This is a genomic window from Pseudomonas sp. Pseusp18 (assembly GCF_059506005.1).
Genome location: NZ_CP169240.1, coordinates 5,126,397 through 5,138,831, shown reverse-complemented (window position 1 = coordinate 5,138,831; position 12,435 = coordinate 5,126,397). Strand labels below are relative to the sequence as shown.

The 12,435-nt window shown below is 57.3% G+C and carries 15 protein-coding genes; 10 read left to right on the top strand and 5 right to left on the bottom strand.

Annotated elements, in window-relative coordinates; genetic code table 11:
* Positions 1-18 precede the first annotated feature (18 nt).
* From ACEN9A_RS22960 to ACEN9A_RS22935, 6 genes are all read left to right on the top strand, one after another.
* Entirely contained in the window at positions 19-1,350 is a 1,332-nt protein-coding gene (locus ACEN9A_RS22960) for an MFS transporter (protein WP_019580877.1), read from the top strand.
* Positions 1,351-1,569: 219 nt separating this feature from the next.
* Positions 1,570-1,986, top strand: a complete 417-nt coding sequence (fos, locus tag ACEN9A_RS22955; RefSeq protein ID WP_258670875.1) for a fosfomycin resistance glutathione transferase — start codon at positions 1,570-1,572, stop codon at positions 1,984-1,986.
* A gap of 62 nt (positions 1,987-2,048) precedes the next feature.
* Positions 2,049-2,687: a LysE family translocator gene (locus ACEN9A_RS22950; RefSeq protein ID WP_026345683.1), complete on the top strand. Its 639-nt coding sequence runs from the start codon at positions 2,049-2,051 to the stop codon at positions 2,685-2,687.
* Positions 2,688-2,790: 103 nt separating this feature from the next.
* Complete coding sequence (locus tag ACEN9A_RS22945; protein ID WP_026345684.1) at positions 2,791-4,140, top strand: sensor domain-containing protein; 1,350 nt, start codon at positions 2,791-2,793, stop codon at positions 4,138-4,140.
* A 116-nt stretch (positions 4,141-4,256) separates the two neighbouring features.
* The gene (locus ACEN9A_RS22940; RefSeq protein ID WP_081499461.1) at positions 4,257-4,415 is read left to right on the top strand and encodes a KGG domain-containing protein; all 159 of its coding nucleotides are present in this window, start codon (positions 4,257-4,259) and stop codon (positions 4,413-4,415) included.
* A 73-nt stretch (positions 4,416-4,488) separates the two neighbouring features.
* A complete protein-coding gene (locus tag ACEN9A_RS22935) occupies positions 4,489-4,992 on the top strand; it encodes a DUF4142 domain-containing protein (RefSeq protein WP_258670867.1) in 504 nt (167 codons plus the stop codon).
* A 316-nt stretch (positions 4,993-5,308) separates the two neighbouring features.
* Here the strand turns inward: ACEN9A_RS22935 and ACEN9A_RS22930 are convergent, their stop codons facing one another.
* Both ACEN9A_RS22930 and ACEN9A_RS22925 read right to left on the bottom strand, forming a co-directional pair.
* The gene (locus ACEN9A_RS22930) at positions 5,309-5,839 is read right to left on the bottom strand and encodes a DUF2867 domain-containing protein (protein ID WP_019647946.1); all 531 of its coding nucleotides are present in this window, start codon (positions 5,837-5,839) and stop codon (positions 5,309-5,311) included.
* 23 nt (positions 5,840-5,862) lie between these two features.
* A complete protein-coding gene (locus ACEN9A_RS22925; protein ID WP_026345685.1) occupies positions 5,863-6,519 on the bottom strand; it encodes a DJ-1/PfpI family protein in 657 nt (218 codons plus the stop codon).
* A gap of 126 nt (positions 6,520-6,645) precedes the next feature.
* Here ACEN9A_RS22925 and ACEN9A_RS22920 point away from each other — a divergent pair, with 126 nt between their 5' ends.
* Positions 6,646-7,200, top strand: coding sequence for a TetR/AcrR family transcriptional regulator (locus ACEN9A_RS22920; protein WP_082920900.1), 555 nt, complete (start codon positions 6,646-6,648; stop codon positions 7,198-7,200).
* A 206-nt stretch (positions 7,201-7,406) separates the two neighbouring features.
* Here ACEN9A_RS22920 and bcaP read toward each other — a convergent pair whose 3' ends face one another.
* Positions 7,407-8,795 (bottom strand): branched-chain amino acid transporter BcaP, encoded by a 1,389-nt coding sequence (bcaP, locus tag ACEN9A_RS22915; protein WP_026345686.1) that lies wholly within the window; start codon positions 8,793-8,795, stop codon positions 7,407-7,409.
* Positions 8,796-9,063: 268 nt separating this feature from the next.
* On the opposite strand from bcaP, the gene ACEN9A_RS22910 reads away from it, so the two are divergent.
* Entirely contained in the window at positions 9,064-9,522 is a 459-nt protein-coding gene (locus tag ACEN9A_RS22910; RefSeq protein ID WP_019647950.1) for an Lrp/AsnC family transcriptional regulator, read from the top strand.
* 84 nt (positions 9,523-9,606) lie between these two features.
* Here ACEN9A_RS22910 and ACEN9A_RS22905 read toward each other — a convergent pair whose 3' ends face one another.
* Together ACEN9A_RS22905 and ACEN9A_RS22900 are read right to left on the bottom strand one after the other, a co-directional pair.
* Positions 9,607-10,146, bottom strand: a complete 540-nt coding sequence (locus ACEN9A_RS22905) for an AidA/PixA family protein (RefSeq protein ID WP_019647951.1) — start codon at positions 10,144-10,146, stop codon at positions 9,607-9,609.
* Positions 10,147-10,272: 126 nt separating this feature from the next.
* On the bottom strand, positions 10,273-10,776 hold the full coding sequence (locus ACEN9A_RS22900) for an inclusion body family protein (RefSeq protein ID WP_008074518.1): 504 nt from the start codon (positions 10,774-10,776) through the stop codon (positions 10,273-10,275).
* Between the two features lie 442 nt (positions 10,777-11,218).
* On the opposite strand from ACEN9A_RS22900, the gene ACEN9A_RS22895 reads away from it, so the two are divergent.
* Entirely contained in the window at positions 11,219-11,548 is a 330-nt protein-coding gene (locus tag ACEN9A_RS22895) for a YXWGXW repeat-containing protein (RefSeq protein ID WP_081628180.1), read from the top strand.
* A 71-nt stretch (positions 11,549-11,619) separates the two neighbouring features.
* Positions 11,620-12,390, top strand: coding sequence for a trans-aconitate 2-methyltransferase (tam, locus tag ACEN9A_RS22890; protein ID WP_258670862.1), 771 nt, complete (start codon positions 11,620-11,622; stop codon positions 12,388-12,390).
* The last annotated feature ends 45 nt before the right edge of the window (positions 12,391-12,435 follow it).

Below are 12,435 nucleotides of genomic sequence, written 5' to 3'. Positions count from 1 at the left end.
CTGCCTGGAGAAACCACGATGAGCCTCAATGTTCTGGAGGCGGGCGTGAGCCCGTCCGTTAGTCACGACGCCGAAAAAGCCCTGGTCCGCAAAGTCGCCTGGCGACTGATGCCGCTGATCATGGTCTGCTATCTGTTCGCATTTTTCGACCGCATCAACATCAGCTTCGCCAAGTTCCAGTTGCAGGCCGACCTGAGCCTGAGCGATACCGCTTACGGCCTCGGCGCCGGGCTGTTTGTAGTCGGTTATGTGATCTTTGAAGTGCCGAGCAACATGATGCTTTACAAGGTGGGTGCCCGGCGCTGGATCGCCCGGATCATGATGTCGTGGGGGCTCGCGACGGCGGCCATGGTCTTCGTCAACAGCGAATGGCAGTTCTACGCCCTGCGTTTCGTGATCGGTGCGATGGAGGCGGGTTTTGCGCCGGGCGTGCTGTATTACCTGACGCTGTGGTTCCCGCAGCACTATCGCGGGCGCATCACCTCGATGCTGTTTCTCGCGTCGGCATTTGCCGGGCTGGTTGGCGCACCGTTCTCCGGGTTGGTGCTGCAACACCTTGATGGCTTCCTCGATATGCGCGGCTGGCATTGGCTGTTTCTGCTCGGTGGCGTTCCTTGCATCGGCCTTGGCTTGTTGGTGCTGACCGTGCTCAAGGACCGCATCGAAGATGCCCATTGGTTGACCCCGTCGGAGAAGACACTGCTCGCCAGCCGTATCGCACACCACGAACCCCACAAGAGCGGCGGCTCCTTGCTGGCCGCACTCCGGATTCCGGGTTTCCTGATGCTGGGGCTGATCTACTTTCTGATTCAGGTGGCATCCTACGGCTTGAATTTCTGGGCGCCGCAACTGATCCGCAGTGCCGGCACCGAGAGCCCGGTGATGATCGGCTTGCTGACCGCCATTCCCTACATCTGCGGCGCCATCAGCATGGTGGTGATCGGGCGGTTATCCGACGCCACCGGTGAGCGGCGCAAGTTTGTCGCAGGTCTGGTGGCGGCAGGCGCGGTGGGTTTCTTCTGCGCAGGAATTTTCGCCAACCACACGACTTTCCTGATTGTTGCCCTGGGCTTGCTCGGTGCGGGGATCATCGCGTCCATCCCGAGCTTCTGGACCCTGCCACCGAAACTCCTGGCCGGTGCCGGGGCAGGCGCCGCTGGCGGGATCGCGGTGATCAATACCCTTGGCCAGTTCGGTGGGATCGTCAGCCCGGTCATGGTCGGGCGGATCAAAGACCTGACCGGCAGCACCACCCCGGCGCTGTACGTCATCGGCGTCGCCGCACTGATTGCCGCTGCATTGTTGCTGTGGGGGTTGCCGCAGAAGCTGCGCACGCTCGACAAGTTCTGAAACGTGCAGTGCTGGGCCGTATTCCATCGCGAGCAGGCTCGCTCCCACAAGGTTTGGCGTCGGACACAGATCCTGTGCCTGACGCGGTCAATGTGGGAGCGGGCTTGCCCGCGAAGACTGATTCACAGCCAACAAAGCCCTGGTGGTTCTACGCTTAAGGGCGTTTCAGTTGTACTCTCCGTTTGCAACCACCCAGAGCGACTCAAGGTTACTGGATCCATGCTGACCGGCCTCAACCACCTGACCCTCGCCGTCACTGACCTGAACCGCAGCGTGGCGTTCTATCGCGATCTGCTGCAACTTCAGCTTGAAGCCACTTGGGACACCGGCGCCTATCTCTCGCTACCCGGTCTGTGGCTGTGCCTTTCTCTCGATCCACTGCGCGAGTCCGCGCCGGCCGCCGACTACACCCATTACGCCTTCAGCCTCGAAGCTGTGGACTTCCTGCCGTTCGTCGAACGCCTGCGATCCGCCAACGTGCGGGAATGGCGGGATAACCGCAGCGAAGGTGCGTCGTTCTATTTTCTCGACCCGGACGGGCACAAGCTCGAGGCGCATGTCGGGTCTCTGGCGTCGCGGCTGGCGGCTTGTCGGCAGCGACCCTATGCGGGGATGAAGTTCTTCGACGATCAGTGAGTCGATGTTCGGCGTCCTGAGATAGAATTGCGCCCCTTCACCCGGCGTCCTCAGGAATTTCCATGACTCCATCGCTGCTAATGGCCGTTCTCGCCTCGGGCTTCATTTATGGCATTACGCCGGGGCCCGGTGTGTTGGCGGTGTTCGGCATCGGCGCGGCACGCGGACGGCGGGCCGGGGCGGGGTTTCTGTGCGGGCATTTGCTGGGCGACGTGGTCTGGTGCAGCACTGCACTGATTGCGATTGTCGGTGCGCGGGAAATCGGCAGCACTGCCTTCGATGTGCTGGGTGTGCTCAGCGGGCTTTACTTGTTCTGGCTGGGCCTGCGCGCGGTTCGCGCTCGTCGCGCCAGTGCCGAGGCGCCTCAGGGGCCGGCGCGGCAGCCGTTCTGGCACGGCATCCTGTTCGGCCTGACCAATCCCAAGGCTTATCCGGTGGCGGTGGCGACCTTTACTGCGCTGTTGTCCAGTCGAGCAGAGTTGCTGCATTGGTCCATGTTGCCCTGGTTGATCATGTTGAGCTTCATTGGTGGCCTTTTGGCCTACGCTATTCTCATTGGCATCGTCGGTGCGCGTCAGGTGCGCACGTTGTATCAGCGTCATGAACTGGCGATCACCCGCTTGTGCGGGGTCATGTTCATCGGTTTCGCCATCAATGCCCTGGTGCATGCGCTTCCGGGGCTGGTGACGAACAAGGCTTGAGGCTGAACGCAGGGAAGCGTCGGCTGCACAGTCATCGCTCGGGCGTATGACCGGTCAGGGAGGGTTGTTCAATGTTGCATTATCCGGACATGCTCTCGGCATCATGGAAACCAGAAATTCCGCGCCACTGGCGAGTTACATCGATCTCTTGCTGGACGCCGTCTGTGCGGTGGACAAACAAGGTCGCTTCGTATTTGTCAGCGCGGCCTGCGAGCGCATTTTCGGTTACACCCCCGACGAGCTGATCGGCCAGTCGATGATCGACCTGGTTCACCCTGCCGACCGACAGCGTACCCTCGATGCCGCGCGAGAGATCATGGGGGGCGAACCCAAGCTCAACTTTGAAAATCGTTACCTGCGCAAGGACGGCCGGGTGGCGCACATTCTCTGGTCGGCACGCTGGTCGGAGGTCGATCAGTTGCGTATCGCCGTGGCGCGCGACATCACCGAGCGCAAACAGGCCGAGTCCCGACAAGCGGCGCTGTATGCGATCTCCGAAGCGGCCCACGCGGCGGAAGATTTGCTGGCGCTGTTCAAACGCATCCATTCGATCATCGGCGAATGGCTGCCGGCGTTGAATTTCTCCGTGGCACTGTATGACGAGCACTGTGCGCAGCTGAATTTCCCCTATCACGTCGACGACCATGAGCTGCAACCCGAGGATCCCGGGACTGTTACCGGGCGTTTGTGCGCAGAAGTGATTCGCAGTGGCTTGCCGATTCTGCTGACCCCGGATCAGGACAATCTGCCGGAGGGGTTTGCAGCGTTGGTCGAGGGCCAGGATTCACCCTGCTGGCTGGGCGTGCCATTGAGTTCGCAGAACGGCACCATTGGCGCGCTGATCGTCAAAAGCGTGCCGGGTGGCGAGCGCTACACCGAACAAGACAAGGAGTTGCTGCAGTATGTTTGCGCCCAGGTCGCGACCGCGATCGAACGCAAGCAATTGCACGCCCGGCTCCAGCGCATGGCCCAGTACGATCAACTGACTCAGCTGCCCAATCGCGAATTGTTGCGCGAACGCCTCAAAGCTTCGCTGGCGCTGGCCCGGGCAGACTCCGGTCGAATGGCGTTGCTCTATGTCGACCTCGACCGCTTCAAGCAAGTCAATGACACCTTCGGTCATGCGGTCGGCGACATGCTGCTGCAAGCGGTCGCCAATCGACTCAAGGGCTGCGTGCGCGAAACTGACACGGTGGCGCGCATTGGCGGTGATGAATTTGTCGTGTTGTTGCACAACATCCACGCCGCCGAAGATGCCGAGAATGTGGCGGGGAAAATCCGCCAGGTGCTGGTTCAGCCCCTGCGTCTGGACGGGCACAACCTGACGATCCAGCCGAGCATCGGCGTCGCGCGATACCCCGAGCATGGCACCGAAGAAAAGCAGTTGTTCAGGCATGCCGATGAGGCAATGTACGCCGCCAAGCGCCAGCACCATTCACGTCTCGGGGTCTGAAAATCCGTCACCGTTCGTCGCGGCGTTGCCAGGTTTTCTAAACCTTTTTGGGCATGGAAATTCATATCCTATGCGGGCGATTGCTCGCTGTGATCATCACCAAGAGGATGAGAACCATGCCTACTTCAAAAAATCCGAACCCGGGAGGCTTCGCCAACGATCGAACCAAGGCGTCTGAAGCGGGTCGCAAAGGTGGGAAAACCACCACGACGACCGTTGATAAAGACCCTTCGAAAGGAAGCATGGGCCGCAAAGGCGGTCAGAAGTCTCGGTAACAGGTGAAGGTGGTTTTGTTTAATAGACGGGGGCGCAAGCTCCCGTTTGAATTTCAAGAAGGAGGGCGCGACCATGAGCTGGATGGCCACCCGTTTACGCAATGCCGGTTTTGCCACGTTATTGGGCCTGTGCGCCACCAATGCCTTTGCCCAGTCTCCCGCCGAATTCGTCAATGAGGCGTCGGCCCAAGGCATGGCCGACATCGAAGCCAGCCGCCTGGCGCACCAGAAAACCGCATCCAAGGAGGTCAAGGATTACACCATCGTGGTGATCAACGATCGCACCACCGCCAACCAGCATCTGGCGAAAATTGCCAGGCTACTCGATTTACCGGTCGCACCACGCGAAGAGGTGGTCGACAAGGCCAAAGCCTTGATACCGGAGATTAAGGACGATACCTCTTTCGATCAGGCGTACGTCGACAGTCAGGTAAAAACCACCCAAGAAGCCATCGAGCAACTTCAACAACAAGCGCAGACCACGGACGTGCCGCAAATCAAAGCGTTCGCCGAAGAAACCCTGCCCAAGCTGCAAAACCATCTGCAAATGGCCAGGGCGCTGCAAGCCAGTCGTTAGCTGCATGCCCCGCGATTGACGTTGGTCACTCGCGGGGGCATGGCTCAGCATTGATTCAAATCTCCAATTGGATCGGTTGATGAGATTTACGATTATTCGGACCACTTGAAGAAGACTGTTGGCTATTACGACTAGCACTGTTGGATGCGTACCATAAAAAGAACCGGCCTTTGAGGCCGGTTCTTTGTGGTGCGCCGTAGAGATATTGAATGCATCTTAGAGGCCTGACGTTTGACATGAGAGACTTGGCCAGGCTTGCCAGAACAGCCTTCGATGGAAGGGTTAGACCTCAGGGGGGCACACAGCGCTCTCAGCCTTAGGGGCAGGTAGCCAGAGGCCAACCGATGCGCGCAGCACGGAGGAGGCTGGCCTTAACAACCAAGCGGTGAAATGGGGCAATAACGAAGATGTAGGCCCGGCCTAGACGGTTGTGGCACTGGACCACGGTTGAAAAAACGAGTTGGCGACGGCCTTCTGGCTCTGCCCCTCCAGAACATAGGATCGATATCCGGAAGTCGAGGTGTTTGTCGTCCTCTCCCAACACGATTTCAGTCTGGTTCGTGCTGTAGACCTTGAAGATTCCAATCCGATTAGCAAGTGATGCCAAATGTTTGGCGGTCTTGAGACCAAAACAGGCAGCGATAGTGTCTCGGACTTTCATGAGCCATCCGATCCAGGATGGCTGGTGGGAAAGGATGAATCGAGCTAGCAAATCTGGATTGCCAGATGTGCCCGCTGGGAGCCGAATCGCAAAAGCGTCCGCCAGGTTCATCGACTTGTAAAGGTGGGTGATGCCGGACGTCGAGGGGACTGGCACGGACATAATGAGCTCAAATTCTCGGGGCATCGGGGATCTCTCCTGAGTTCTAACTACCAATTAGACGACATGCCATGTCGCGTTTCTTGTTGCGATGATGTTGTTGAGGCGCCAACTTCTCCTTGTCGGATACTGAGCCCGATCAAGGCATCATAGAGCTCTTGCTGCCCGGCTGGCAGAACAGGGAGCAACGTCGCACGGCGCTTGTCGACATCGAACCAGGATTCAACCAACCATCCCACCAGATAGAGCGCCGAAAGGCATCCGCCAGCGGTTGCAACGTTCCCCTGGCAGACAAGAGGCTGGTCCATGGACTCAAGTCCCAGAGCTTGCAAGTTCGATCGTGCATCCGGGTGTGTAGTTGCTTGGCCGCTGAGCAGCCCAAGCCGTTCGAGAATGAAAGCTCCGGCGCATATTGAGCCGATTCGCTGGCGTCTGGAGTCAAGTTCAAACGACGGCAGGAAATCTGGGGCGGCAAGTGCAGCGGGTATCCCTTCCTTGCCGCTGACGAACAATACCGCGTCGGCGCTATTGGCCTCGGAAAGCGGACCGTGCACCGAAACAGGCAGGCCGTGCGCCGATCTCACGATAGAGCTGGAACCCAATATTCGGACGTGCCAGTCCTCGGTGTTGCGGCCTAAGATGTCCCACATCAGGAATAGGTCGATATCAGTGAATTGGTCGAAAGCAACCAGAACGATTTTCTTCAAGGCGAGCTCCATGAAAAGTGCTGGCGTGCAAAACGCAACGGCCATCTTTGCTGGTGTTCGCAGCGTATCAATCGGTTGTGCACCATACACAGTCTGTATGGCGCTAAACATGGAGCGAAATAACGGGTGAGAAAACTAACTCGTAACCATTGGATCGCGGCTGGTTTTGAGGCCCTCGACCAAATAGGGCATATCGGCGTTTCGGCCGAGAGTCTATCGCGCCGATTGAATGTGACCCGCGGATCGTTCTATCACCATTTCCGCAATCGCGAAGACTTTGTCCGCACCTTGCTGGCCGCTTGGGAAGAAGACTACACGGAGCGCATGCTCGCTTATGCGGCGCAGGGTCGTAGCGCGGGCGAAACCTTGAAACGCTACTTGAGTATTGCCGCTGAGAAACAACCTGGGCGGGAAATTTCCATCCGAGCCTGGTCGCTGCATGATCCGTTGGTAGGCGAGTTTCAGCAGCGTGTTGATACAAGACGACTGGACTTCGCGATACGCACGTGCCGCCGCTTGGTCCATATGCCAGGCCAAGCAGAAGTGATTGCTCAGGTGGCCCATCTGTGCCTGATTGGTGGTCAGCAGGCAGGGCTGCGGCGTGATGCCGCTCGCTTCAACGGTTTCCTGCATCGAGCCTTTTCACTTTTCGAAGGGGCTCTTCCACCGTGGCGGGCCTAGGTCATGAGCTAAATGGGGTAACTGAATAAATAGAGTTCGCGTGCCACTGCAAATGCGCGCCACTGCTCTCCTGGGTCTAAAAACAGGACAAATGAGGTGAGGGTTGACTGGCGAATGCAATCAGGTGCGCAACTGGAGTGCAGTTTCGCACCTGAAAACTATTGGAGGTTGATTGACACTCCAAAGAGACCTGACGAAATGCTGGATTAATGCAATAACGAGCGGCGTCTCGCATAGGCGAAGTAGATCACCAGGCCAATTGCCAACCACGCCCCAAATGCCAGCCAGGTCGTCTGTTTGAGGAAGGTCATCAAGGTTACGCAGAACGCGATGGCGAGCAATGGAACAATGGGCACGCCCGGGCATCTGAATGCGCGAGGGAGATCGGGTCGGGTCTTGCGCAAGACGATCACTGCCACCGAGATCAGACTGAATGCGGCCAACGTACCGATGTTGATCAACTCGGCGAGGACGTTCAGCGGAATCAGTGCCGAGATCAGCCCGAAGACTATTCCGACCATCCAGGTGGCGAAAAATGGGGTGCCGAATCGTGTATGAACCCTGGAAAGGCGCTGGGGAAGCAGTCCGTCGCGCGACATCGCGTAGATGATCCTGGTTTGACCGTAAGCCATCACCAGAATGACAGTCGTCATGCCAACGATTGCGCCTAAATCAACGAACCCGGCAACCCAGCTTTCACCGGCATGTTGCAACGCCAATGAGACCGGATGATCAACGCCAAGGAATTGGGCATAGGGCACGATGCCGGTCATGATCATTGAAACGGCAACGTACAACACCGCACAAACGGCCAAGGAACCGATAATACCGATGGGGAGGTCACGCGCCGGTTTTTTCACTTCTTCGGCGGCAGAGGAAACCGCATCGAAACCAATAAAAGCAAAAAAAACCAAGGCAGAAGCACTCAAAATGCCATTGACGCCGAAGGGAGAGAAAGGTTGCCAGTTAGCCGGCTGAACATGTCGCGCACCAACGGCGATGAAGAGCAGCACCACGGCGATTTTGATGATCACCATCACGTTGTTTACGCGCGCGGATTCCTTGATGCCTATAGAAAGCATCCAGGTAATCGCCAGCATAATCACCAGCGCGGGTAGGTTGAACCAGGTTTCCACGCCAGGCAAAGAGCCTGGAGCCGCCGTAAGTACAACCGGAAGACTCAGCCCGAATCCGCTCAGCAGGGACTGGAAGTAACCCGACCACCCAACAGACACAGCCGAGCTGGCCAGTCCGTATTCGAGCATCAGATCCCAGCCGATCATCCAGGCCACCAACTCTCCCAGCGTCGCGTAGCTGTAGGTGTAAATAGAGCCTGCTACCGGTACAGATGAGGCGAACTCGGCATAACAGAGCGCTGCAAATGCACAGGCCAACGCCGCTAACAGGAATGAAACCGTGAGGGCTGGTCCCGCAGTCAATGCGCCGGTTCCGGTCAATACAAAGATGCCAGTCCCCACGATTGCACCGATACCAATCAGGACCAGATCCATCGGTCCCAGCACTTTTTTCAACCCGGCAGGAGCTCGGGTAGCAGCAATCATTGCGTCCAGGTCTTTTGTTCTGAAAATGCTCAATATTGCCTCCGTTGTTACTTATTTTTATTGTCAGAGCCAGTGGCTTGGGTGTCGGAAACGACAAGAAATTGTATTTCAGCGCCTCGAAAATTAGCTTTCGAAACGGCTCTGTATTTGATTTTTTTTCAGTCGTTAATTATCCAAAACGTGCTCTTTATGTAATTTTCTTTCTAATATTTGTAGTTTCTGGAAATGGATGCTTGATCAAGGACCTGCGGGATGGGGCCAATCGCCCTACCGCGTACTCATTGTTAAACGGAGAGAACACATGGCGGAAATGGATAAGGTTGATCGTTCAATTCTGGAAATTCTGCAAATGAATGGTCGCCTGACGAACGCCGAGATCGCCGCTCGTGTTTGCCTGTCAGCGCCAGCCTGCTGGAAGCGCCTGAAGCGCCTGGAAGAGGAGGTGATTGTCGGGTATCACGCGCACTTGAACCCGAAGACCATAGGGCTGGGACTTTTTGCTTTCATCAGCGTCACCCTCGATAGTCACTCCGAGCAAGCCATGGAACATTTCGAAGCGGGCGTCCTGGCGCTGCCCAACATTATTGCCTGTCACAAAGTGTCGGGGAAATACGACTACCTCCTGCAGGTAGTCGTCAAAGACATGGAGGCATTCCATGAACTCGCCATGCATCGCGTACGTACGCTCGGCAATATTAAGGAAATGTACACCGGTTTTTCGCTCAAGGAGATCAAGCACTGCAATACCTTGCCACTGTAAGTGCCTGGACTTGCTCGTCTCCGTACCTACGGTGGTGTGAGAGGACGACGGCTGTTAAGCCGCCTCCTACTCGATAATCTCTATTCACGCCGACAGCGTCACCTCGGTCTTCCAGCTGAAATACCCAAGCGCTTCGCAGCGCTGGTTGATCAGCATGAAGCTCAGTTCGCAGGTTGCCACGCCCGTGCTCAGTTGCGAGCACTCCCAATAATGATCATCGGCCTTGTGGCTGCCCGGCTGGTTCGGGTTGGCGGGGTCGGGCGCGGGGACGGTCTGGTCGCCATGGACGATCAGCTTGGGCGGAGAAAGGATCCCGGTATCGTCCACCGTGATGTTGTGGAATACCACGCTGTGTTCGGCCAGCAAACTGACGGTCCTGCCGCGAATATGAAAGACTTTTCCGTTGTTGGTGGTCAGTGTAATTTTGCTGTCATTTTTAATGTTTTCTGTGGCTGATGTAGCGCTGATGCCGAAGATGAAACCATCTTCAATCACGGTCGGCTTTTGCGGGTCAAGGCTGGGTTGCGGATAGCGCGAAAGCAGCGATTCGGCATCGACGACCAGCAGCACGCTATTGGCGGTCAGGGTACTCGCCGAAGGGGGGGTAATCGGTTCGGAAGTCATCATGGATTCCTTTCATGATGTTGACGCAAAACGGTAGCCGCTTCGGTTTCAAGCAAGACATCCTGTTCCAGCCGAGGCGGCAACGAACTGGGGTGACCCCTCGTTGCCGAGGGGTCGATTCCATCATCAGTTATGGATGGAAATGAATGGGTCCCACGAGCAGCAGCCGATGATCTGGCAGTTGCGGTCGACGATCAGGAAGTTGAAGTGGTAGGTCACACGACCACACGCCAGGGTTTCCGAGGACCAGTAATGGTTGTCGACTTTCTGGCAGCTAGGCACTGACGGATTGCTGGTGTTGGGGACTGCAACGCACGCGGTAGCGCGGCGCGGCGAGGGTGGGGAGATCAGCTCGTTGCCTGCGTTGCCGATGAACTTGTAGAAAATTACGGCGGTTTCGAAGCTCTGGGACAGGCTGGTTTCACGCCAGCGAATCAGATCGCCAACCTGGGCCTTGAGGTCCAGCTCGCCACCGGCCTGGCCGCTGACCACGTTGTCCTGATTGGTGACCATGTAGACGTGCTTCCAGTCGATCAGCGTCGGCGAAGCAGGGTTTTTGCTGATGTTCGGGTAGTTTTTCAGAATGGTTTCAGTGTCGATGGAAACAAGTACATCCGTGACTCGAGACATAGTGAAGCTCCTTTTAACATAGTGATTGTCTGGCTACTTACCAGGCACGACAACGCTTGTTTGCCTTGTGGCCGTTGCGAACACACTACTGGGGAACCCACTCGATCTCGGGGACGAGCTAGCCTTGCTCCTTGCCTTGAAATGACGAGTCGGGTTCCTTCCAACAGGCCGCGATAGGACTATAGATGCCATTTTTATACTGTCAAAACTGCTTTGCCGGTCGGTCGACGAACGGTCATTTTGGTTATGGCTTCCAACGATTTGGCGATAAAAAAGGCTCATCCAGATCCCCTGTGTTTTTCCGTCATCAAGTGATCCGGGTTCAGGCAATAGACAGATAAGACCTGTTAAAAAAGCAGTGAACCAGGCAGGAGCATGGTGAAAAAGGGGGGCGTTTTTTTGCTGGTTCACTCAACTTGGCTTTCAAGCCAGAGGAGGCGGCATGTTGTTACGTTACATGGTGTTGCTGGCAGTGGTGGTTAGCGCAGCGGGTTGTGTGCAGGAACGGGTTGTTCATGACCGGCGTCCGGTGGAGCGTGAATATGTTGAGGTCATCGCACCGCAGCCGCCACCGGAACGCGTTATCGAGGTAGAGCCCGCGGGGCGACCGGGTTACCTCTGGTCCAGGGGGTACTGGCGTTGGGAAGGCGGGCGTTATGTCGCGGTTCATGGCCATTGGGTCCCGGAGCGACCGGGGTATCGTTATGTGCATCCGCACTGGGAGCAACGTAACGATGGCTGGCATTGGCGGGTGGGGGCGTGGGTTAACTGACGCGGACGATGTATCGTAGCCAACCGGTTGTCTGCCCCTGGCGACAACAATGCACCCGACAGGAGAGCGATATGAGTTGGTCCGCCAAACAATACGTAGCTTTCGAAGATGAGCGCACGCGCCCGGCGCGTGACTTGCTGGCCGCCATCCCTGCGGTGGATGTCCGTTCGGCCATCGACATCGGTTGCGGCCCCGGTAATTCGACCGAGTTGCTGGTGCAGCGTTTTCCCGATGCCGCGGTGCGTGGGTTGGACAGTTCGACCGATATGATCGAGGCCGCCCGCAAGCGCCTGCCTCAGGTACGTTTTGACACCGCTGACATTGATACCTGGAACGAGACCGGCCCGTTCGATGTGATTTTCGCCAATGCGGTGCTGCAGTGGGTGCCGGATCACGCCAGGCTGCTGCCATCGCTGGTAAACAGGCTCACGCCCGGCGGCAGCCTGGCGATCCAGATGCCCGATAACCTCAACGAACCGTCGCACCGGTTGATGCGCGAGGTCGCAGCGAACGGCCCTTGGGCCGACAAGCTGGCAAAGGCTGCTGGCCAGCGAACGGAAATGGAGGGTGCAAGCGGCTACTACTCAATGCTGCGTGCTCACTGCCGCCGGGTCGATGTATGGCGCACCACTTACTATCATCCGCTCGCGGACGGCGCATCGGGCGTGGTCGAGTGGTTCAAGGGCTCCGGTTTGCGGCCTTTTCTCGAACCACTGGATGATGCGGAGCGGGCGCACTATCTCAAGCAGTATCAGACGGCAATCGAGCAGGCCTATCCGGCGCTGAGCGATGGTTCGGTGCTGCTGCCGTTTCCGCGGTTGTTCATGGTGGCGACGCGCTGACGAACAAAGGGACACGCTTGGTCGATTGTCCCATTGGTGGGTTTC

Excerpts from the sequence above, each read along its gene's own strand:
- ACEN9A_RS22960 (WP_019580877.1), top strand. The coding sequence starts at position 19 with ATGAGCCTCAATGTTCTGGAGGCGGGCGTGAGCCCGTCCGTTAGTCAC.
- fos (WP_258670875.1), top strand. The coding sequence starts at position 1,570 with ATGCTGACCGGCCTCAACCACCTGACCCTCGCCGTCACTGACCTGAAC.
- ACEN9A_RS22950 (WP_026345683.1), top strand. The coding sequence starts at position 2,049 with ATGACTCCATCGCTGCTAATGGCCGTTCTCGCCTCGGGCTTCATTTAT.
- ACEN9A_RS22945 (WP_026345684.1), top strand. The coding sequence starts at position 2,791 with ATGGAAACCAGAAATTCCGCGCCACTGGCGAGTTACATCGATCTCTTG.
- ACEN9A_RS22940 (WP_081499461.1), top strand. The coding sequence starts at position 4,257 with ATGCCTACTTCAAAAAATCCGAACCCGGGAGGCTTCGCCAACGATCGA.
- ACEN9A_RS22935 (WP_258670867.1), top strand. The coding sequence starts at position 4,489 with ATGAGCTGGATGGCCACCCGTTTACGCAATGCCGGTTTTGCCACGTTA.
- ACEN9A_RS22930 (WP_019647946.1), bottom strand. The coding sequence starts at position 5,839 with ATGCCCCGAGAATTTGAGCTCATTATGTCCGTGCCAGTCCCCTCGACG.
- ACEN9A_RS22910 (WP_019647950.1), top strand. The coding sequence starts at position 9,064 with ATGGCGGAAATGGATAAGGTTGATCGTTCAATTCTGGAAATTCTGCAA.
- ACEN9A_RS22905 (WP_019647951.1), bottom strand. The coding sequence starts at position 10,146 with ATGACTTCCGAACCGATTACCCCCCCTTCGGCGAGTACCCTGACCGCC.
- ACEN9A_RS22900 (WP_008074518.1), bottom strand. The coding sequence starts at position 10,776 with ATGTCTCGAGTCACGGATGTACTTGTTTCCATCGACACTGAAACCATT.
- ACEN9A_RS22895 (WP_081628180.1), top strand. The coding sequence starts at position 11,219 with ATGTTGTTACGTTACATGGTGTTGCTGGCAGTGGTGGTTAGCGCAGCG.
- tam (WP_258670862.1), top strand. The coding sequence starts at position 11,620 with ATGAGTTGGTCCGCCAAACAATACGTAGCTTTCGAAGATGAGCGCACG.